Annotated in this window: 15 protein-coding genes; 11 read left to right on the forward strand and 4 right to left on the reverse strand. The window is 39.0% G+C overall.

Features of this window, described 5'->3' with window-relative positions; translation table 11 throughout:
* Positions 1-261 precede the first annotated feature (261 nt).
* Positions 262-1134, forward strand: coding sequence for a PPK2 family polyphosphate kinase (locus tag RMO03_RS02230; protein ID WP_309640453.1), 873 nt, complete (start codon positions 262-264; stop codon positions 1132-1134).
* 115 nt (positions 1135-1249) lie between these two features.
* Here RMO03_RS02230 and RMO03_RS02235 read toward each other — a convergent pair whose 3' ends face one another.
* Positions 1250-1792, reverse strand: coding sequence for a hypothetical protein (locus RMO03_RS02235; RefSeq protein WP_309640454.1), 543 nt, complete (start codon positions 1790-1792; stop codon positions 1250-1252).
* Between the two features lie 163 nt (positions 1793-1955).
* Positions 1956-2996 carry a T9SS type A sorting domain-containing protein gene (locus tag RMO03_RS02240; RefSeq protein ID WP_309640455.1) on the reverse strand — a complete coding sequence of 347 codons (1041 nt, stop codon included), beginning with the start codon at positions 2994-2996 and terminating at the stop codon, positions 1956-1958.
* A gap of 133 nt (positions 2997-3129) precedes the next feature.
* Here RMO03_RS02240 and RMO03_RS02245 point away from each other — a divergent pair, with 133 nt between their 5' ends.
* From RMO03_RS02245 to RMO03_RS02275, 7 genes are all read left to right on the forward strand, one after another.
* Positions 3130-4512 carry an MATE family efflux transporter gene (locus RMO03_RS02245; protein ID WP_309640456.1) on the forward strand — a complete coding sequence of 461 codons (1383 nt, stop codon included), beginning with the start codon at positions 3130-3132 and terminating at the stop codon, positions 4510-4512.
* Between the two features lie 67 nt (positions 4513-4579).
* The gene (locus RMO03_RS02250; protein ID WP_309640457.1) at positions 4580-5488 is read left to right on the forward strand and encodes a prohibitin family protein; all 909 of its coding nucleotides are present in this window, start codon (positions 4580-4582) and stop codon (positions 5486-5488) included.
* 80 nt (positions 5489-5568) lie between these two features.
* Positions 5569-5796 carry a hypothetical protein gene (locus RMO03_RS02255; protein ID WP_309640458.1) on the forward strand — a complete coding sequence of 76 codons (228 nt, stop codon included), beginning with the start codon at positions 5569-5571 and terminating at the stop codon, positions 5794-5796.
* A gap of 371 nt (positions 5797-6167) precedes the next feature.
* Positions 6168-7847, forward strand: a complete 1680-nt coding sequence (locus RMO03_RS02260) for a T9SS type A sorting domain-containing protein (RefSeq protein WP_309640459.1) — start codon at positions 6168-6170, stop codon at positions 7845-7847.
* A 296-nt stretch (positions 7848-8143) separates the two neighbouring features.
* Positions 8144-10096: a T9SS type A sorting domain-containing protein gene (locus tag RMO03_RS02265; protein WP_309640460.1), complete on the forward strand. Its 1953-nt coding sequence runs from the start codon at positions 8144-8146 to the stop codon at positions 10094-10096.
* 30 nt (positions 10097-10126) lie between these two features.
* The gene (locus RMO03_RS02270) at positions 10127-10993 is read left to right on the forward strand and encodes a T9SS type A sorting domain-containing protein (protein WP_309640461.1); all 867 of its coding nucleotides are present in this window, start codon (positions 10127-10129) and stop codon (positions 10991-10993) included.
* A gap of 20 nt (positions 10994-11013) precedes the next feature.
* Complete coding sequence (locus RMO03_RS02275; protein WP_309640462.1) at positions 11014-12372, forward strand: T9SS type A sorting domain-containing protein; 1359 nt, start codon at positions 11014-11016, stop codon at positions 12370-12372.
* Positions 12373-12384: 12 nt separating this feature from the next.
* On the opposite strand, the gene meaB is transcribed toward RMO03_RS02275, so the two are convergent.
* Positions 12385-13473, reverse strand: a complete 1089-nt coding sequence (gene meaB / locus RMO03_RS02280; protein WP_309640463.1) for a methylmalonyl Co-A mutase-associated GTPase MeaB — start codon at positions 13471-13473, stop codon at positions 12385-12387.
* 142 nt (positions 13474-13615) lie between these two features.
* Here meaB and RMO03_RS02285 point away from each other — a divergent pair, with 142 nt between their 5' ends.
* From RMO03_RS02285 to RMO03_RS02295, 3 genes are all read left to right on the forward strand, one after another.
* On the forward strand, positions 13616-14527 hold the full coding sequence (locus RMO03_RS02285; protein ID WP_309640464.1) for an AEC family transporter: 912 nt from the start codon (positions 13616-13618) through the stop codon (positions 14525-14527).
* Complete coding sequence (locus RMO03_RS02290) at positions 14528-15727, forward strand: MFS transporter (protein ID WP_309640465.1); 1200 nt, start codon at positions 14528-14530, stop codon at positions 15725-15727. It abuts the gene before it with no gap.
* 324 nt (positions 15728-16051) lie between these two features.
* On the forward strand, positions 16052-17458 hold the full coding sequence (locus RMO03_RS02295; RefSeq protein ID WP_309640466.1) for an FAD-linked oxidase C-terminal domain-containing protein: 1407 nt from the start codon (positions 16052-16054) through the stop codon (positions 17456-17458).
* Between the two features lie 347 nt (positions 17459-17805).
* On the opposite strand, the gene RMO03_RS02300 is transcribed toward RMO03_RS02295, so the two are convergent.
* The gene (locus RMO03_RS02300) at positions 17806-18387 is read right to left on the reverse strand and encodes a hypothetical protein (protein WP_309640467.1); all 582 of its coding nucleotides are present in this window, start codon (positions 18385-18387) and stop codon (positions 17806-17808) included.
* Between the last annotated feature and the right edge of the window lie 73 nt (positions 18388-18460).

Consider the following 18460-nt stretch of genomic DNA (forward strand, 5'->3'; position numbering starts at 1 on the left):
AGTAGTCGTACCATTTTTGTTCTATGGTTTTGGCATCGAATTGTGCTGGGATAGTCATATTTTTGTATTTGTGTAATCGTGTATTTGTGTAATCGTTAATCCGTTACGAAAACGTACTGGTATTGATATTGCCCTAGCCCCGATAGAGCCGATATCCTTGGTATTGCGGGATTGCCGCGCAAGCTCGCAATGACAAGATAAAGGCGAAAGCGGGAAACAGCTCCTAAAAATAATTATATTTACTCAAATAAACACCCAATTATGAAATCAATTCATCCTGATGATTTTAAAGTAACCGCTGCGATCAAGCTTTCGAAACTGCCGACGCGTTTGAAAGTCGATGCCGACGAAGAAGATAAAGAACACAAACTCGACAAGGTGCGGAAGAAGCTCAGCAAACTGCAGGATGTGATGTATGCGCACAACCGTTATGGCGTTTTGGTTTGCCTGCAGGGCATGGATACGTCGGGAAAAGACAGTTTGATTCGTGAAGTGTTTAAGGAATTTAATCCGCGAGGCGTTGAGGTGCATAGCTTTAAAACGCCGAATTCAACCGAACTCGAACATGATTATTTGTGGCGGCATTATTTGGCGTTGCCTGAAAAAGGGAAGTTTGCGGTATTCAACAGAACGCATTATGAGAATGTTTTGGTGACGCGCGTTCATCCTGAATATTTATTGAATGAGAACCTGCCAGGCATTGAAAAAGTGGAAGATATTACGCCAGATTTTTGGAAAAAACGCATGAAACAAATCAATCATTTTGAAAAGCATATCGCGCAAAATGGGACGATTGTTTTGAAGTTTTATTTGCATTTGAGCAAAGAGGAACAGCGTGAAAGGTTGTTGCACCGTTTGGATCATGCGCAAGACAATTGGAAATTTTCTGTGGGTGATTTGAAAGAACGCGAGCGTTGGGATGATTATATTGCGTGTTATGAAACAGCGATCAACAGCACTTCAAAACCACATGCGCCTTGGTATGTGATTCCAGCTGATGACAAGGAAATGGCGCGGTATATTGTGGCTAAAATTATTTGGGAGGAAATGCAAAAGCACAGCGATATTCAGGAACCGGAATTGGATGAGAAGGTGAAAGAAGATATGGCATTTTTTAGAAAGCAGTTGGAGTAATCTGAATGTAAATAAAGAAATTTCTTTGCGCCTTTGCGTCTTTGCGAGATATAAAAAATTGGCTCGCAAAGACGCAAAGGCGCAAAGTTTTAATATACAAAGCTGAGGAATAGTTTTATAGCTTAAACCCATAAGCCAACCGAATGCCGATTTGTCCAACACCTTGACCGACGCTTCCGTCATTATTTTCTTTTGCGAAATCGGCGTAACGTTCGTAATGCAGGCTGATATCGATGCACTTTGAGGCATAACCCACACAAGGCGCAACAACCAATGATGTTTTGCTATAATCATGAGTCACGGAAATCGCCACACCCATTTCGGCCATGACATAGAATTTGTCTTCCCAAATAAAAGTCTTGTAGCCTGCTTTTACCGGAATCAATCCTAAATCATTGTTTTTTCCACTGACCTTAAGATTTGTATAACCGGTAGTTAAAGTGAGTGAGTATCTTTTGGAAAGATCATATTGCAATCGAACATCACCACCTAAAGCATATTGAAAAGGTTCTTGAAAAATATACCCGGCATTGATGCCAATTCCCAATCTAAAATTTTGATCGTAATGTGTTTTTTCTTGCGCGGTTATATGATTAGCAAAAAGAAATGTTGTGAATATGGCAGTAAGTATTTTGAAATGCTTTGTAATGGTCATCATACACAATTGGTTTTGAAAGTATTAAGGCTTTCAAATTTATGAAGTGAAATTACTAGTTTCTATGGTTTTTTGATTGTGTAATTCTTGGGTTTACTTGCATAATTTACGGTAAAAAAAATCTCGCTATGTTGTATAGCGAGACTTTAGTAGGATTGTTTTCGAATTAATTTACGATGATTTTTTGAATGTATCTTTTTCCTGAATTGCCAGTTATTTCGACTATATAAACAGCAGCATTCAAAGGCGCAATGGCAACATCAGTAGTTGTTGTTAGATCGATTGCTTTTTGCTCGATTAAAGCACCATTCAGAGCAAATATTTTTAAAGTAGCTTTTTCTAGCATTGAAGATTGAATGGCAAGCATACCGTTTTTGGCATGTTCGCCATTGATGCTAATCGTATTCGAATTGAATTGTGCTGTAGCCAATGGAAGGAAAGTCAAATCTTCCCATGTTCTGGCCATACTTACCAAACTTACTTTACCAGAAGGCATTCCGGTGGTCCAGTTTTGTCTGAAAGCCATACGATCTACATTCCCAGATTGATCTCCACCGACTGCAACTGGCAAGGCGCTAATGGCGGTTGGAACGGCAGGTTCTCCAGAAGCGTAGTCTGGATTGACATACAAACGCAATTCATCATCATTAACATCAGGAAGTTGGGTGTATTTTAAAATGATTAAAACATCTTCATTATAATTGAACGTACCCGCAGTGGTAACATAAGCATTGTTGGAATCTCCTTTTTTAATTCCGATGCTGTATGTTGAACCGCTAACAGCTACAACATTCATTCTAAAAGTGGTAGTAAATGCGCCACCATTCATGACTCTAAAAATATCATTCGGATTTGAAGCAGCGCTGACTTGTGCGCTGGAAATATTTAATACAAAACCAACATACAAATCGCCACTGGTTACTGCTGGGAAGAGTCTACCAACACCATCCGTATTCGGGATGATTTGCAACGCATATTCGGATGAACCAAAATCAGTATAATTAGAAAACGTGCTGATAACAGGAGCATTGGTACACAGCGCCCCAATGCAAGAACCTAAACCGCCATTGCTGGAATTGTTTGTCCATGATCCTTGTCCACTGAGTTGCGTGCCAGAAGTGTAACTTGAAAAATCATCTTGAAAAATATTTTGTGCGTTGGTCGTAAAAGCACCAATGAGTGCGATCAGAATTAATTTTGTTTTCATGATTAGAAATTAGATTGAATTATTGGATATTATTTTTAGGGTGCATTTGATGCCTTGTTATTCAACAAATGTAAAAAAAAAATAGCGCTTGATTTTAAAAATATCTGACTTACTTTTGCAAAAAAATTAAGCAATGAACTTCGCCCAGTATACCAAAGAATTCTCGTATAATATAAAACTAGCCTATCCAGTAATTTTGGGGATGCTAGGACATACTTTAATTGGTATTGTCGACAATATTATGGTTGGAAATCTGGGTTCTACTGAATTGGCTGCAGTGTCTTTAGGCAATAGTTTTATCTTTATTGGGATGTCGATTGGGATTGGTTTTTCGACTGCCATTACACCGATTATTGCAGAAGCTGATGCTGAAAATGACACCAAAAAGATTCGAGCTAATTTCCACCACGGATTGTTTTTATGTACGATTATCGGGTTGGCTTTATTCACGATGATTGTGCTGGCAAAACCTTTAATGCATTTGATGCACCAACCAGAAGCCGTTGTAGCATTGGCAACACCTTATATTGATTGGGTTGCCTTTTCGTTGATTCCGGTGATTATTTACCAAGGTTACAAACAATTTGCCGACGGATTATCATTGACTAAATATTCGATGTATGCGATTTTTCTAACCAATGTAGTGCATGTTTTTTTCAATTATGTATTGATTTACGGTTTTTGGGTTTTTCCAAAATTGGGTGTGGTTGGCGCCGCATTAGGAACCGTGATTTCGAGAATTATGATGGTGGTTTTTATGCATTATTTGCTCAAACACAACAAAGAGTTGCAGCAGTATTTTTCGAAGTTTAGTTTCCGTGACATCAAAAAATCGGTGCTCCAAAAAATCATCAATTTGGGGTTTCCTTCGGCGATGCAAATGCTGTTTGAAGTGACTTTATTCACCGCTGCAATTTGGCTTTCAGGATCGATTGGAAAAACCAGTCAAGCCGCCAATCAGATTGCATTGACTTTGGCTACAACAACGTTTATGTTTGCGATGGGTTTGAATGTTACGGCGATGATTCGAGTGAGCAATCAGAAAGGTTTGAATGATTATAGAAATTTAATCATCGTTGCGCGCTCTATATTTTTATTGGCGATAATTGTCGAGACTATTTTTGCAATTTTATTCATTCTGCTGCACGATTTTCTGCCGCATTTGTTCTTGAATATGAACGATAAGAATTTAGCGATTGACAATGCTGAAGTGATTATGATAGCGTCTAAATTGTTGATTGTTGCGGCGGTTTTTCAGATTTCAGATGGCATTCAAGTGGTGGTTTTAGGGGCACTTCGAGGATTGCAAGATGTCAAGATTCCGATGTATATTACTTTTGTAGCGTATTGGGTTATTGGTTTTCCGATATCAATTTATCTCGGAGAATACACCGAATTAAAGGCCACCGGAATCTGGATTGGACTTTTGGCTGGACTCACGGCCGCTGCTTTATTTTTGTATATTCGCTTTGCAAGATTGACAAAAAAGTTAGTACTCGAAAACCATACAGTGTAAATAGTATTCTTGAAATGTAACTAAAGAAACAATCTTCCGTAAAAACACCACATTTAAAACACTAAAGATGATACTATTCATTATTCTCGGCGTTATTTTTCTGATTGCCAGCCTCTCTTTGAAGAACAATACGGCCAATCCGCTTTCAAAATTCTCACAACCTTTAAAATTTTTCGGTTTTATTTTAATCCTAATTGGGATTACTTCATCGATGTTCAAGCAAATCGATGCTGGAAAAGTCGGCGTAAAATCGCTTTATGGTAGCGTGCAACCTGATGTGTTAGAAAGCGGTTTGCACATGATTAATCCATTGTTGGATATTACTGATTTCGACATTCAAACTCAAAATTACACGATGTCTGCCATTCATGATGAAGGTGCACAACAAGGCGATGATGCGATTCGTGTTTTATCGAATGACGGATTGGAAGTGGTTATCGATTTGACGGTTTTATACCGAATAGTGCCGCAATCTGCTCCAAAAATCTTCAAACAAATTGGGGTGAATTACACTGATAAAATTGTACGCCCGGTAACCAGAACCCGCATTCGAGACAACGCTGTTTATTACGATGCAGTAGCTTTATATTCGACCAAAAGAAACGAATTCCAACAGCGCATTTTCAAAAGTATTGAAGAGGATTTTAAATCTAGAGGGTTGGTTTTAGAGCAATTGTTGATTCGAAATATCAATTTGCCAGTTTCTGTGAAAGCCTCGATTGAAAGTAAAATCAACGCTGAACAAGACGCTCAAAAAATGACGTTTGTGCTTCAAAAAGAAAAGCAAGAAGCCGAACGTAAAAGGGTAGAAGCACAAGGTATTGCTGATTATCAAAGGATTATATCGACAGGATTGTCTGATAAGCAATTGCAATACGAACAAATTAAAGCACAGAAAGAATTGGCGGCATCACCGAATTCCAAAATCATTTTTATGAATGGAAAAAGTGCACCGGTGATTTTATCGGATAAATAACAAAATGTTGTAGGTTGTAAGTTGTAGGTTAAAAAAGGCTTGATCTACAACTTACAACCTACAACCTACAACAAAAAACTATGGAATTACCAAAATTTCTCCTCGGAGACAACACCGATTTTCCCGAAGACATCTTCATCATTCATTTGGATTACCCAAGATTTATCATCAATCTCAAAGACGATGAAGTGGAGTTTTTAGAAGAAGCTGAAGATCTTGACGAGAGTGAACTCAACGCCGAAATGGAAGGATTGATTGTTTTAGCGAACGAATTTTACGATAGAGAAGTGGAGCGTTACGAGGAATAACCTTCAAATCAATTCGAAACGGCGACTGTAGATGATATTATTTTATTATCTACAGTCGTTTTTTTTTTATCTAATTACCTTTATTTAAGTGAATTGCACTTTGAATTCATAATATTCAGCTGAATTTCCAGTGATAAATGATAATATTATAATTATCATCGGAGCATGTTTTCTGTGTTGTATTTATATGTATGTTTATAAATTTTTTAACAAAATATATCTTATTAATCTACATATTTAAGCCACTACTAACGAAAACAACATAGCATGATCACAAAACACTACCTCAAAACAGCCTTTTTATTATTGTTTGGAATTTTATTTAATAGCGTTGATGCGCAAACAACGTAACGCAATTAAAATTTTCTAGTATGAAAAAAATATTTTATTTAATACTATTCATAGCATTGAATTTACAAGCACAAATTAATGTGAGCACAGGAGTTGATGCTTCTGGAAATGCATTAGCTTATGGCAGTACCGACCCGTTTTGGCAAATTTCAGGTGGCCCACTTCCTACTGCAGTCCCAGCTAAAGTAACGCAAAGTTTAGCAGTGATTTGGGAGAATACCCCGATTTTAGGAACCAATGCCAATTTGATTAACATTGAGGACACCTGCTGCAACAGTTTAACGGGCATTTTTTATTTCGAGAGAAGCTTTAATGTGACAGCGGGAACTGCTAATCTAAACTGTAACTTTTCCGTGGCCTGTGACGAGTATTTATATTCTTTTGAACTTGTAAAACCAGATGCAACAACAATTCCGATAAACGTTGTTCAATCAGCAATACCTTTTTTCTTATCGACTCCTGTTACCGATGTCATCTCGAATCCAATGGCCGGAACTTGGAAAATAAAAGCGAAAGTTTTATTCCTCGACAATAGTGGTTTCTTTTTGTTGTCGGGTTATATTAACGATCATTGCCAAACGTTATATGTAGATGCCGATCACGATGGTTATGATCATGGAACAGTAACAGATTGCTCCGGGACGGTTCCGTCGGGCTATTCCTTAACGAGTTTGGGAACGGATTGTGATGATTCAAACCCAGACGTGAATCCTAACCACGTAGAAGTTGTCGGAAATGGAATTGATGACAACTGCGATGGTACTATTGATGAAGTATATCCAACGGTTAAAGTCATTCCTCAGCAATGTGGTACTACCTTAACGTCACTTTGGGATACCATTTTCTCTACACAATATTCTGGCAATGGTACTGCCACCAGTTATCGCTTTGAAATTTCTGCCCCGCCTTTTGTTCGAGCTTTTGATACTTCTGGTACTCCATCGCAGCTATACAAATGCACGATGTATAATTTCCCATGTGTTGCTTTCAATACAACTTATTCGGTTAGAGTGGCTGTAAAAGTCAATGGGTTTTGGCGGGCTTATGGTCCAACTTGCACTATCACTACACCGCTTGGACTTACTACTTCGCTGGTTCCTTCCTCTTGTGGCATCACAGTTTCGTCGAGTTGGAATAGTTTCTTTGTCAATCCTGTTGGAAGTATGCCTTGCTTTGCAGTAACAGGATATCGAGTTAAAGTTGTTAATGTGAATACAGGAGTTAGTAGTTATTTGCCATTGACGGTTCCCGGACCAACTAGTTTTAACTTAAGAAACGGCGCTTTTGTTCCTCCAGTAATTTTGACACCTAATAATACTTACTTGATTAGTAATCAAATAGAATTGAATAATGTGTGGCAAGCTCCAGGTGGAGTTGATTTATATGGTACTACTTGTGTCATCACCACATCGCCTTCGTTTCATAAGTTATCGGAACCAGCTTCCGAAGACATGGATTTCACTGTGATGGCTTACCCAAATCCGTATAATGATAACTTCAATCTCGACATCAATACTATAAATGAAAGCAGTATAGCGGTTAAAATTTATGATATGATGGGAAGATTGATAGAGTCGCGACAACTTACTGCTTCCGATTTGAGTACAATTGCATTTGGAAAAAACTATGCATCAGGAGTTTATAATGTGATTGTAACTCAAGGTGAAAATGTAAAAACCCTGCGTGTGATTAAACGATAATCTAATAATTAGCGGTTGCAAATATTCAATTACGATGCGTTGCAACCGCTTTTTGTTAAAGCTTTGGTTTGAAATTTTTGCCAAAGTCTCTAAATTACAATAACGGATATTGAACGAATTTTAGTTCAGACATTTTCTTTATGTGTACAGATAAACTTACTTTTCTGGGTTTTATTGATGCTTTTTATAGGAATAGCAACTACTTAAATTCAAAATCATTTATTTTCTGTATGTTGAACTACCTTAATGGGTTAATCGAATCCACACGCAATAATTAAACATTAAACAAAACTACCATGATCAAAAAATATTTCAGCCAACCCATTCTATTACTTTTCTTTTGTTGCTTTTTTAACAACACTTACGGTCAACTTATCGCCAACAATGATTCAGTTTACACACTTGGCGCACCTGGCAATATTTTATGGAATGATACCTTAAACGGACAGTCTGTTACAGGATCTGATGTGATTATTTCCTACACCAGCACAGACCCGAATTTTACTATCGATGTTAACGGATTGATTTCGTATCCGGGAATTTCGTCTGGCGTGCTGATTGTTACTTATCAAATATGCGAAGCGACTAATCCGGGCAATTGCTATTCGGCGAATGTATATTTTTATGCGGCTGGTAATATTAATGCTTTGGACGACGCTTTTCCGGGAATCTACAGCGCATTTGGATCGAATACAGCTTCAGTTTTACTCAATGATAGCATCAACGGAATTCCTGTTACCCCGACAGATGTGTTGGTTTCGCTGGTATCGACTACAAGTGCAAATCTATTCCTCAACAGTTCGGGCACCATCACTGTGGCACCGGGAACTCCGGCGGGAACGTATACACTTACCTACCAAATCTGTGAAGTTTTAAGTTTTATAAATTGCGATGTGGCCGTGGCAACAGTTCAGGTTCTGGCGCCACCGCCTTCTTGTTGGCAATCTGTTTCTATTGGCGATTATCATACTTCTGCGATAAAAACGGATGGCACTTTATGGTCGTGGGGTGGTAATGGACTAGGGAATTTAGGGATAGGTAACACAACCGATTCTAGTTTTCCGGTGCAAGTCGGAACCGATACCGATTGGAAATTCATAGCCGTTGGTGATTATCATACCTTAGCTATTAAAAACAATGGGACATTATGGGCTTGGGGTTGGAATCAGTACAGCCAATTGGGTGATGGTACAACCATCAATAGAAACAGTCCTATACAAATAGGCATGGATACCGATTGGAAATTTGCTTCAGCCTTATACGGAAGTTCAAGTGCTATAAAAACCAACAATACGCTTTGGTGTTGGGGCGATAATACTATGGGAAGTGTAGGAAACGGAACCACTATCAATCAGACGACACCCGTTCAAATCTCAACAGATACCAATTGGAAAACCATTTCTGTAGGTGATGCCCATTCGATGGCAATTAAAACCACGGGGACTTTGTGGACATGGGGCGTTAACGATAGAGGTCAATTAGGTAATGCATCAACGACCAATGTTAGTAGTCCAATTCCAACAGGAACAGCCGCTAGTTTTAACCAATGGAAAGCAGTTTCAGCAAGCAGACGTTATACTTTAGGATTACTCAATGACGGCACTATGTGGGCATGGGGTGAAAATACCTTAGGGCAATTAGGCGATGGAACAACAACCAATAGTAATATTCCAATTCAAGTGGGTAGCGATACCAATTGGGCCATTATTTCAGCAGGATATTTCCACAGGCTTGCAATCAAAAACGATGGCACTTTATGGGCTTGGGGTGTCAATCAGGTTGGCGCTTTGGGGGATGGAACGACAACAGATAGAAGCACGCCAGTGCAGATTGGAACCGATACCGATTGGGTCAAAATCTCTGCAAAATACAACCATTCCGCTGCCATGAAATCGGATGGAAGTCTATGGGTTTGGGGCAGAAATCTATTCGGAGCATTGGGAGACGGCACCAATACCAATCAATCATCGCCAATAATGGTTAGTTGCGCTACTTTGAATACCCATGAAACCTTTTCGGAAATAGCCACTACGATTTATCCAAATCCATCAAGTGGAAAAATTAATGTTGAATCGAATAACATAATAAAGCAGATTGAAATGTATGATTTGAATGGCAGAATGATGCTTTTCTCAAAAGAAAATACTTCAAACGTTACTTTAAATATCGAACGTTTTTCAAATGGAATTTATCTATTGAAAGTTATTTCAGATCAAGGAACTAGCATTCAAAAAATTATTAAAAAATAGAAATTAATATAACTAATAAGAACAACAATTATGAAAAAAACTACACTAAGAATACTATTTTGTTTATTCATTACAACAATGATGCATGCGCAGACTGCTAACTATGATAATTATGTCATTTGCGCTGGAAGTTTTGACCCTATTAGGCCTTTAGGTAATGATGACGTACCCGCGGTGAGAAGCATAGATTTTACTTCACTAGATTTAGATCAAACTTTGGCCGGTATTCAGTCTAGTGTTATCATTGGTAGTGTTCAGTTTAATGCAGACGCCACAGGTGAGGTTACCTGGACCGGATTTGCATTTGCAGAAGCATTTAATATAGCTTACACCTTTATGGATGATTTGGGAAATCTCTCGAATGAGGGCACACTGCGAATATATTTTGCACCACCGGCTCTTGTTTCAGACCAGTTTTTTTCTGATTATCATGCCGGAGACACCACGCCAGCATTTTTTGGCATGGAAACCGTGGGCTACCTTTCTACCGTATATCCTGGCTTTACAATGATAACCGATGGTGCGGTTACTATAGCACCGGGTACTCCGCCTGGGAATTATGTACTCCAGTATTATGGCTTTTCAACGTCTTGTCCGACACCTGTATACAACGCCACTATAACCATTGAAGTAACTCCAGCATTAGGTTTAATTAGTGTTGGAACCGACGACGACATCAGTGTTGGGCCAAATCCAACCAATGGCATCGTAAGTATTAAAGCAAACACTGCCATAACACAGATTGAAATGTATGACCTCAATGGCAGAATGATACTTTCTTCAACAGAAAACGCACAAAATGTCACGTTGAATATAGAACTTTTTGCTAACGGCATCTATATGTTGAAAATAGCAACTTCCAAAACGAATAGCACTTATAAATTGATTAAAAAATAATGGTTAATTCAAAAAATTTAATGAAAAAAAGTATCCTTTTACTAGTAGCATTAATCGCCATAACAACACAAGGACAATGTTGGAAAACCATCTCGCCAGGATATCTTCATACGATGGGCATCAAAACTGATGGAACATTATGGGGTTGGGGTAGTGGTGATAATGGACAATTTGGAAATGGCTCTAATGCTGATTTGCTATTACCAACACAAATCGGTACTGCTACCAATTGGAATGATATCAGTATTGAGATGTCACATTCCGTAGCATTAAAAATACCTGGTGCACTATTGGCTTGGGGCAGTAATTTTCAAGGGCAATTGGGTGATGTTAGTATAATAACAACAACCAATCCCACACAAATTGGAACAGCAAACGATTGGAAGCAGATTGAAACGGGATTAAATTCAACGGTATCCATAAAAACCGATGGAACACTTTGGGCATGGGGTTACAATGCGCAAGGGCAGTTGGGCAACGGCACCACAGTTGAGATTGACACGCCACAACAAATAGGAACGGATAACCATTGGAAATCGGTTGCTATTGCTGATTATCATACGCTAGCACTGAAAACCGACGGTACTTTATGGGCTTGGGGTTGGAATCTCTATGGGACTGTTGGTGATGGAACGAATATCGATCAGAATGTACCAACACAAATCGGCACCGGCACGAATTGGCAGTCAATCACAGCTCGGAATATAACTTCAATGGCCATCAAAACAGACGGTACTTTATGGGCTTGGGGATTAAATGACTACGGACAAATTGGTGATGGAACACTTATTAGCAAAAATACACCCACTCAAATTGGCACAGATACCAATTGGAAATCTGCTTCTTTGGGGATATTCCACACGTTAGCAACCAAAACGGATGGCACTTTATGGACTTGGGGAATCAATAATTACGGGCAATTGGGGAACAATACTACTGTTAATACTACAGCCCCCACTCAAGTTGGTACTGATACTGATTGGAATTATGGTTTTACAGGCTCCAATTGTAGCTATGGTTTAAAAAACGATGGTGCTTTGTATTCATGGGGTTGGAATCAACGTGGGCAATTAGGCAATGGGACAACTACGAATAGTACGTTGCCAATATTGATAACTGCTGGTTGTATTTTAGGCATTGACGTAGTTTCGAACTTTTCTAAAATTCATGTATTTCCAAACCCAACTTCAAATATTTTAAATATTACGAATCAAGAACAGACACTCTCAATTTCTATATTCGATATTGAAGGAAGGCTAGTGTTATTTCAAAAGAAACCCAGCAAAACTATTGATGTCAGTAACTTGAAATTAGGTATTTATGTAATAAAAATAACAACAGAAAAAGGCAGTAAAGTTCAAAAATTTATAAAAAATTAAAGTACTAGAAAATTACTTTTCGAAATACACTTTCAAAATACTTTGAGCAGCTGTAAAAGGTGACATTTCATCGTTTGCAACTGCTTTTTTATTGGCTTCCAATAAAGGTAAAATTTCAGGATGATTGTAGAAATTTATTTTAAGTTCCTCAACAATCGTTTCCATCATCCAAAACTGATTTTGCTCTTGGCGCTTTTCAAAGAAATATTGATTAGACTTTGTCAATGCTAAAAACTGCTCAATCGTTTCCCAAACATCAGCAATGCCATCGCCAGTAATTGCACTACAAGTAGCCGTTGTTGGTGTCCAACCTGATTTTTTTGCCGGAAATAAATGCAAAGCCCTATTGAATTCTGTTTTGGCCAGTTTTGCCTTTTTAATATTATCGCCATCCGCTTTATTAATCACAATCGCATCGGCCATTTCCATAATACCGCGTTTGATACCTTGCAGTTCATCGCCGGCTCCTGATATTTTCAATAGCAAAAAGAAATCAACCATGCTGTGCACCGCAGTTTCGCTTTGTCCGACACCAACTGTTTCTATGATAATCGTATCGAAACCCGCCGCTTCACAAAGGGTAATCGTTTCTCTGGTTTTTCTCGCCACACCGCCCAAAGTTTCCCCAGAAGCCGAAGGTCGAATGTAAGCATTGGCATCTTTGACCAATTCTTCCATGCGGGTTTTATCACCTAAAATACTACCATGCGAAATCGTACTGCTAGGATCAACCGCCAACACAGCTACTTTTTTACCTAAGCTTGTTAAGTGTTTTCCGAATGCTTCTATGAACGTACTTTTTCCAACGCCGGGAACGCCTGTAATTCCTATGCGAACTGATTTGTTGGCGTGTGGCAGACAAGCGTTGATGACTTCATTGGCTTTAGTCAGATGATTCGGATGTGTACTTTCCACAAGCGTAATCGCACGACTCAAAGCTGTGATATTGCCTGATAAAATTCCATCAACTAGTTCTTGCGTGGTCGGTAGTTTTTTTCGCGATTGTTGAATTTGATTGACAGACCATGCGCTAATCATTTCCGGTGGAGGAATGCCAGCTTTTTCATGCAATGCAGTGGGTTTCTTTTTGTTGGTACTCAAAGGAAAAACGTTTGGGTAAATTTAGTAAAATAATCATGGTTTGTAAATCTTAATCACGATATTTTTAAGATACCTTTTGCTTTTTAAAACTTGTTTTTGTCTTTTTTTGACGTTCCTTTGCAAAAAAATAACGACAATCCGAATGGATAGTATTATCATGTTATTCTTGTGCTTGATTCTGGGATTTGGATTGCAATATGTAAAGTCATTTCCCAAGAATGCACACCTGACACTCAACCAGTTTGTCATTTATATTTCGTTGCCGGCGTTAGCTTTGTTCTACATTCCGAAAATTCAACTGAACGCGCAATTGCTATATCCACTTGGGATAGCATGGCTTGGCTTTCTTTTTTCATTTGTATTTTTTTACTGTATTGGACGCCAACTCAAATGGTCTAACAAACTTATCGGTTGCCTCACGCTTACCGCAGGTTTAGGCAATACTTCATTCGTTGGTTTTCCCGTAATTCAAGCTTTGTATGGCGAAGAAGGTTTGAAAACCGCCATTGTCGTTGATCAACCTGGTTCTTTTGTTGTCATGGCCACTTTGGGTGTGATTACCGCTACGATTTACTCAAAAGGAAAAACCGAAGCCAAAACCATTGCGTCTAAAATTTTGTTTTTTCCACCGTTTATGGGATTTGTAGTGGCTTGCATACTCAATATTTTCAAATTCGATTTTATTCCCGATGTGCAAACCGTTTTTCAAAAACTTGGTGCTACAGTAACTCCAATTGCTTTACTCTCGGTCGGATTGCAACTCAAAATCGACAGAAACAGCCAGCATTGGCAATTCTTGAGATTCGGATTATTCTTTAAATTAATACTGACACCCGCCATTTTCTTTTTGTTGTATAAAATCTTACTGCACGGAAAAGGCCTAACCGTCGATGTTTCCATAATGGAAGCCGCCATGGCGCCCATGATAACCGGAACCATCCTATCGGCATCGTACGGACTAAAACCAAAACTGAGTAACATGATGGTCGGCGTGGGCATTCCACTGTCGTTTATCACGTTGGCTTTTTGGTATTTCATGCTAAACAACTTTTAAATGGAAACCACCGATACCAGCAAAGAAGCCGTAGTTTCAAAAACATTATTCTCCGTTTTATTCGCGATCAGTTTTGCGCATTTGCTCAACGATTTGATTCAAGCGATTATACCTTCGGTGTATCCGATTTTGAAAGAAAACTACAACCTATCATTCACCCAAATCGGACTCATCACGTTTGCGTTTCAATTCTCCGCATCCATTCTGCAACCGTTCGTTGGTTATTACACCGACAAACACCCGAAACCGTTTTCTCAAATTTACGGCATGGTGTTTTCGCTTATGGGCATCATCTGCCTTTCGTTCGCCGATAGTTTCTATTGGATATTAATTTCCGTTTGTCTTATCGGAACCGGTTCGGCCATTTTTCACCCCGAATCAGCGCGTATTTCTAATTTGGCTTCGGGCGGAAAACGCGGTTTGGCCCAATCGATTTTTCAAGTCGGGGGTAATTTTGGAACTGCTTTAGGGCCATTATTGGTGGCGTTAATCGTCGTGCCCAATTCTCAAAAATACATTCTTTGGTTTGTCATAGCAGCGGTAATCGCACTTGGAATCATAAGCAAAATTGCGTTTTGGTACCGCGATCATCTGATCTACAGAACCCACAAAACCACACCGTTTGTCGATTTTCACAACCTATCCAAAAGCCGTGTCAAATGGAGCATCGTGATTTTATTGGTCGTGATTTTTTCTAAATTTTTCTACTCGGCGAGCCTGTCAACATATTACACTTTTTTCCTGATGGATAAGTTCCACCTTTCGATACAGCAAGCGCAATTTCACATGTTTATTTACCTGATTGCGTATGCAGCCGGAACCATTATGGGCGGGCCATTGGGTGATAAATTCGGCAGGAAATACATCATTTGGTTTTCGGTTTTTGGCGCGACACCGTTTGCACTAATGCTACCGTACGTCAACTTATTTTGGACCGACGTGCTCATGATTATCATCGGCATGATCATATCTTCGGCTTTTCCGGCGATTATCGTTTATGCACAAGAATTGATTCCCAAAAAACTAGGTATGATCTCCGGATTGTTTTACGGATTCGCTTTCGGAATGGGCGCTTTGGGCTCGGCATTATTGGGTATTTTGGCCGATCACACTTCGATTCAGTACGTGTATCACATTTGTTCGTTGCTGCCGATTATTGGCGTGATTTGTTATTTCCTTCCGAATTTGAAGAAGAAGTAGTTGTAAGTTTTGGGCGTGACCACAAGGGTCGGGCTTTTGCACTCGCTTTTTTGTGCTGAACGCCAGCACAAAAAGAGCTCAGACAATGCTGCAATCCCTCACGCGGTTTCTAGTTACGACAATGCCTAGCCCCGATTGAAACGGTATCCTTTTGTGCCGGCGTTCGGCACAAAAGATTTAGTGGAAAGCGGGAAATAGCTCCTAACCAATAACTGACAATTTTTTAATCTCGCCAAGACGCAAAGGCGCAAAGTTTTTCGATTCATTAATTACATTCTTTTATCTTTGCGTCTCTGCGGCTTTGCGAGCCTTAATTTATATAGCATGAATTCACAAATCAATTCGGAAATTCTTCAAAAACTAAGCGCTATCGTTGGCGATTCGTATGTGTTTACCGACATCGAAACCCGAAACCACTACGGACATGACGAGACAGAGGATTATGTTTTTCCACCTGGAGTTGTCATAAAACCTGGAACACCAGAAGAAATCGCAGCCATTTTAAAATTAGCCAATCAGCATTTGATTCCGGTAACTGCAATCGGCGGAAGAACCGGTTTGAGCGGTGGCGCATTGTCGATTTATGAAGGCATTGGACTCGCGATGGATCGTTTCAACAAAATCCTTGACATCGATGAACAAAATTTGCAAGTCACTGTTGAACCGGCTGTGATTACGCAAGTGCTCAGAGAAAGTGTTGCTGAAAAAGGGTTGTTTTATCCGCCCGATCCGAGCAGTCAAGGCAGTTGTTGGATAGGAGGAAATGTTGCCGAAAATGCCGGTGGCGCACGTGCTGTAAAATATGGCGTTACCAAAGATTATGTGTTGAATCTTGAAGTAGTTTTAGCCAACGGAGAAATCATTTGGACAGGTGCGAATACTTTAAAAAATTCAACAGGATATAACCTCACGCAGCTCATGGTCGGTAGCGAAGGAACACTTGGTATCATCACCAAAATTGTGATGAAATTGTTGCCCAAAAACTCGCATAATGTGTTGATGTTGGTTCCGTTTTATAAAGCCAACGAAGCTTGTGAAGCGGTTTCTGCGATTTTCAGAGCGGGCGTGATGCCAAGTGCATTAGAGTTTATGGAACGCGACGCGATTGATTGGAGTTTGAAATTTGTGGAAGGACTAAGCGTGGAAGTGGCCGAAAATATCGAAGCACATTTACTCATAGAAGTCGATGGAAATTACCCAGATATTCTTTTTCAAGAAGCAGAAAAAATCATGGCTGTCGTGGAACAATTTGAAATCGATGAAGTGCTTTTTGCCGATACCGAAGACCAAAAAAATGCGCTTTGGAAAATGCGTCGTTCGGTAGCGGAAGCAGTAAAATCAAATTCGATTTATAAAGAAGAAGATACGGTTGTGCCGCGCTATGAATTGGCACGATTGCTTGCTGGAATCAAATCAATCGGCAATAAATATGGTTTTCAATCAGTGTGTTACGGTCATGCTGGCGATGGAAATTTGCACGTCAATATTGTAAAAGGCACTATGTCGGATGCAGCTTGGAATACAGAAGTCACCAAAGGTATTCGAGAAATTTTCGAATTGACGGTGTCTTTAAAAGGAACACTTTCGGGCGAACACGGCATTGGTTACGTACAGAAAAACTATATGGATATTGCTTTCAACCCAACCCAATTGCAATTGATGAAAGGCATTAAAACCATTTTTGATCCGAATGGGATTTTAAATCCGGGGAAAATATTTCCGGATAATTAGACAGTGACTTCAAAGGTTTTTAACCGCAAGGTTCGCTAAGTTTAACGCAAAGAGCGCTAAGAAAATAAGTAAGGACATTGCGCCCTTTGCGACCCGACCGAAGCGAACTGACGAAGTAAAAACTTTGCGCAACTTGCGGTTAATCTTTTTTTTTGCGTTAGAACTAATCTCTTTTTGGATTGTTCTTCTTGTCGCGTTTTTCTGCCTTCTTTTCTTTAGCAGTTTTCAAAGGTTCTTTCTTTTCCGTTTTTTTTGCGTCTTGACTTTTTGCCATGATATGAGTTTTTAAAGTTTATTTTTTAATTTAAATTCAAGTAAATATAAAAAAATATTTATGGAATATGGACTTAATATCCAACTTGTTTTTTGATATAATCTTCAAAAAGCGTTTCGAAAATTTGACGTTGCACTAGATCATCCATATTGAAAAATTTCCATTGATTGTTGGTCGTAGCGTCGAAAACAGCTATAAATTTAGAAATACGTCTTACATTAAAACTGTTTCTTTTAGGCTCGAAAGTAACGTCTTTGGTTCGGTCTTTTTCTCTTAAGAAGTTGGCTTTAAGTAAAGAAGTGTTTGAGTCTAATTTGTTTTCATAAAAATACCGAACAGGATTTTTATAGGAAATCACGCAGAAAGTAATGCCTTCGATTTTTTTGATCGGACCATATTCATAAACTGGCGTCACCAATTGCAACCGCATGCGGTATTCCTCATTCTGATAATCATGATCAAGCTTTTCGAGAAATTTACCTTTACTAAAATCAGCAATCATTTTAGGATATGAAAACTTGACGATCGAATCAAAATCCATAGTGTAATTGGCGTCGTAGATTTTTTTGGTTGCTGTTTTGAGTTTCTCGATGGTTTGGGAGAAAGCGCAACAGGATAAAAGAAGCAAGAGTATGATGTAGGTTTTGAATTTCATGATAGATTTTTTTTCAAATATAAAAAATCCCCAACTGCTTTCACAATTGAGGATTCAATTTATTTAGTACATT

This window comes from Flavobacterium sp., assembly GCF_031411595.1.
Taxonomy (GTDB): Bacteria; Bacteroidota; Bacteroidia; order Flavobacteriales; family Flavobacteriaceae; genus Flavobacterium.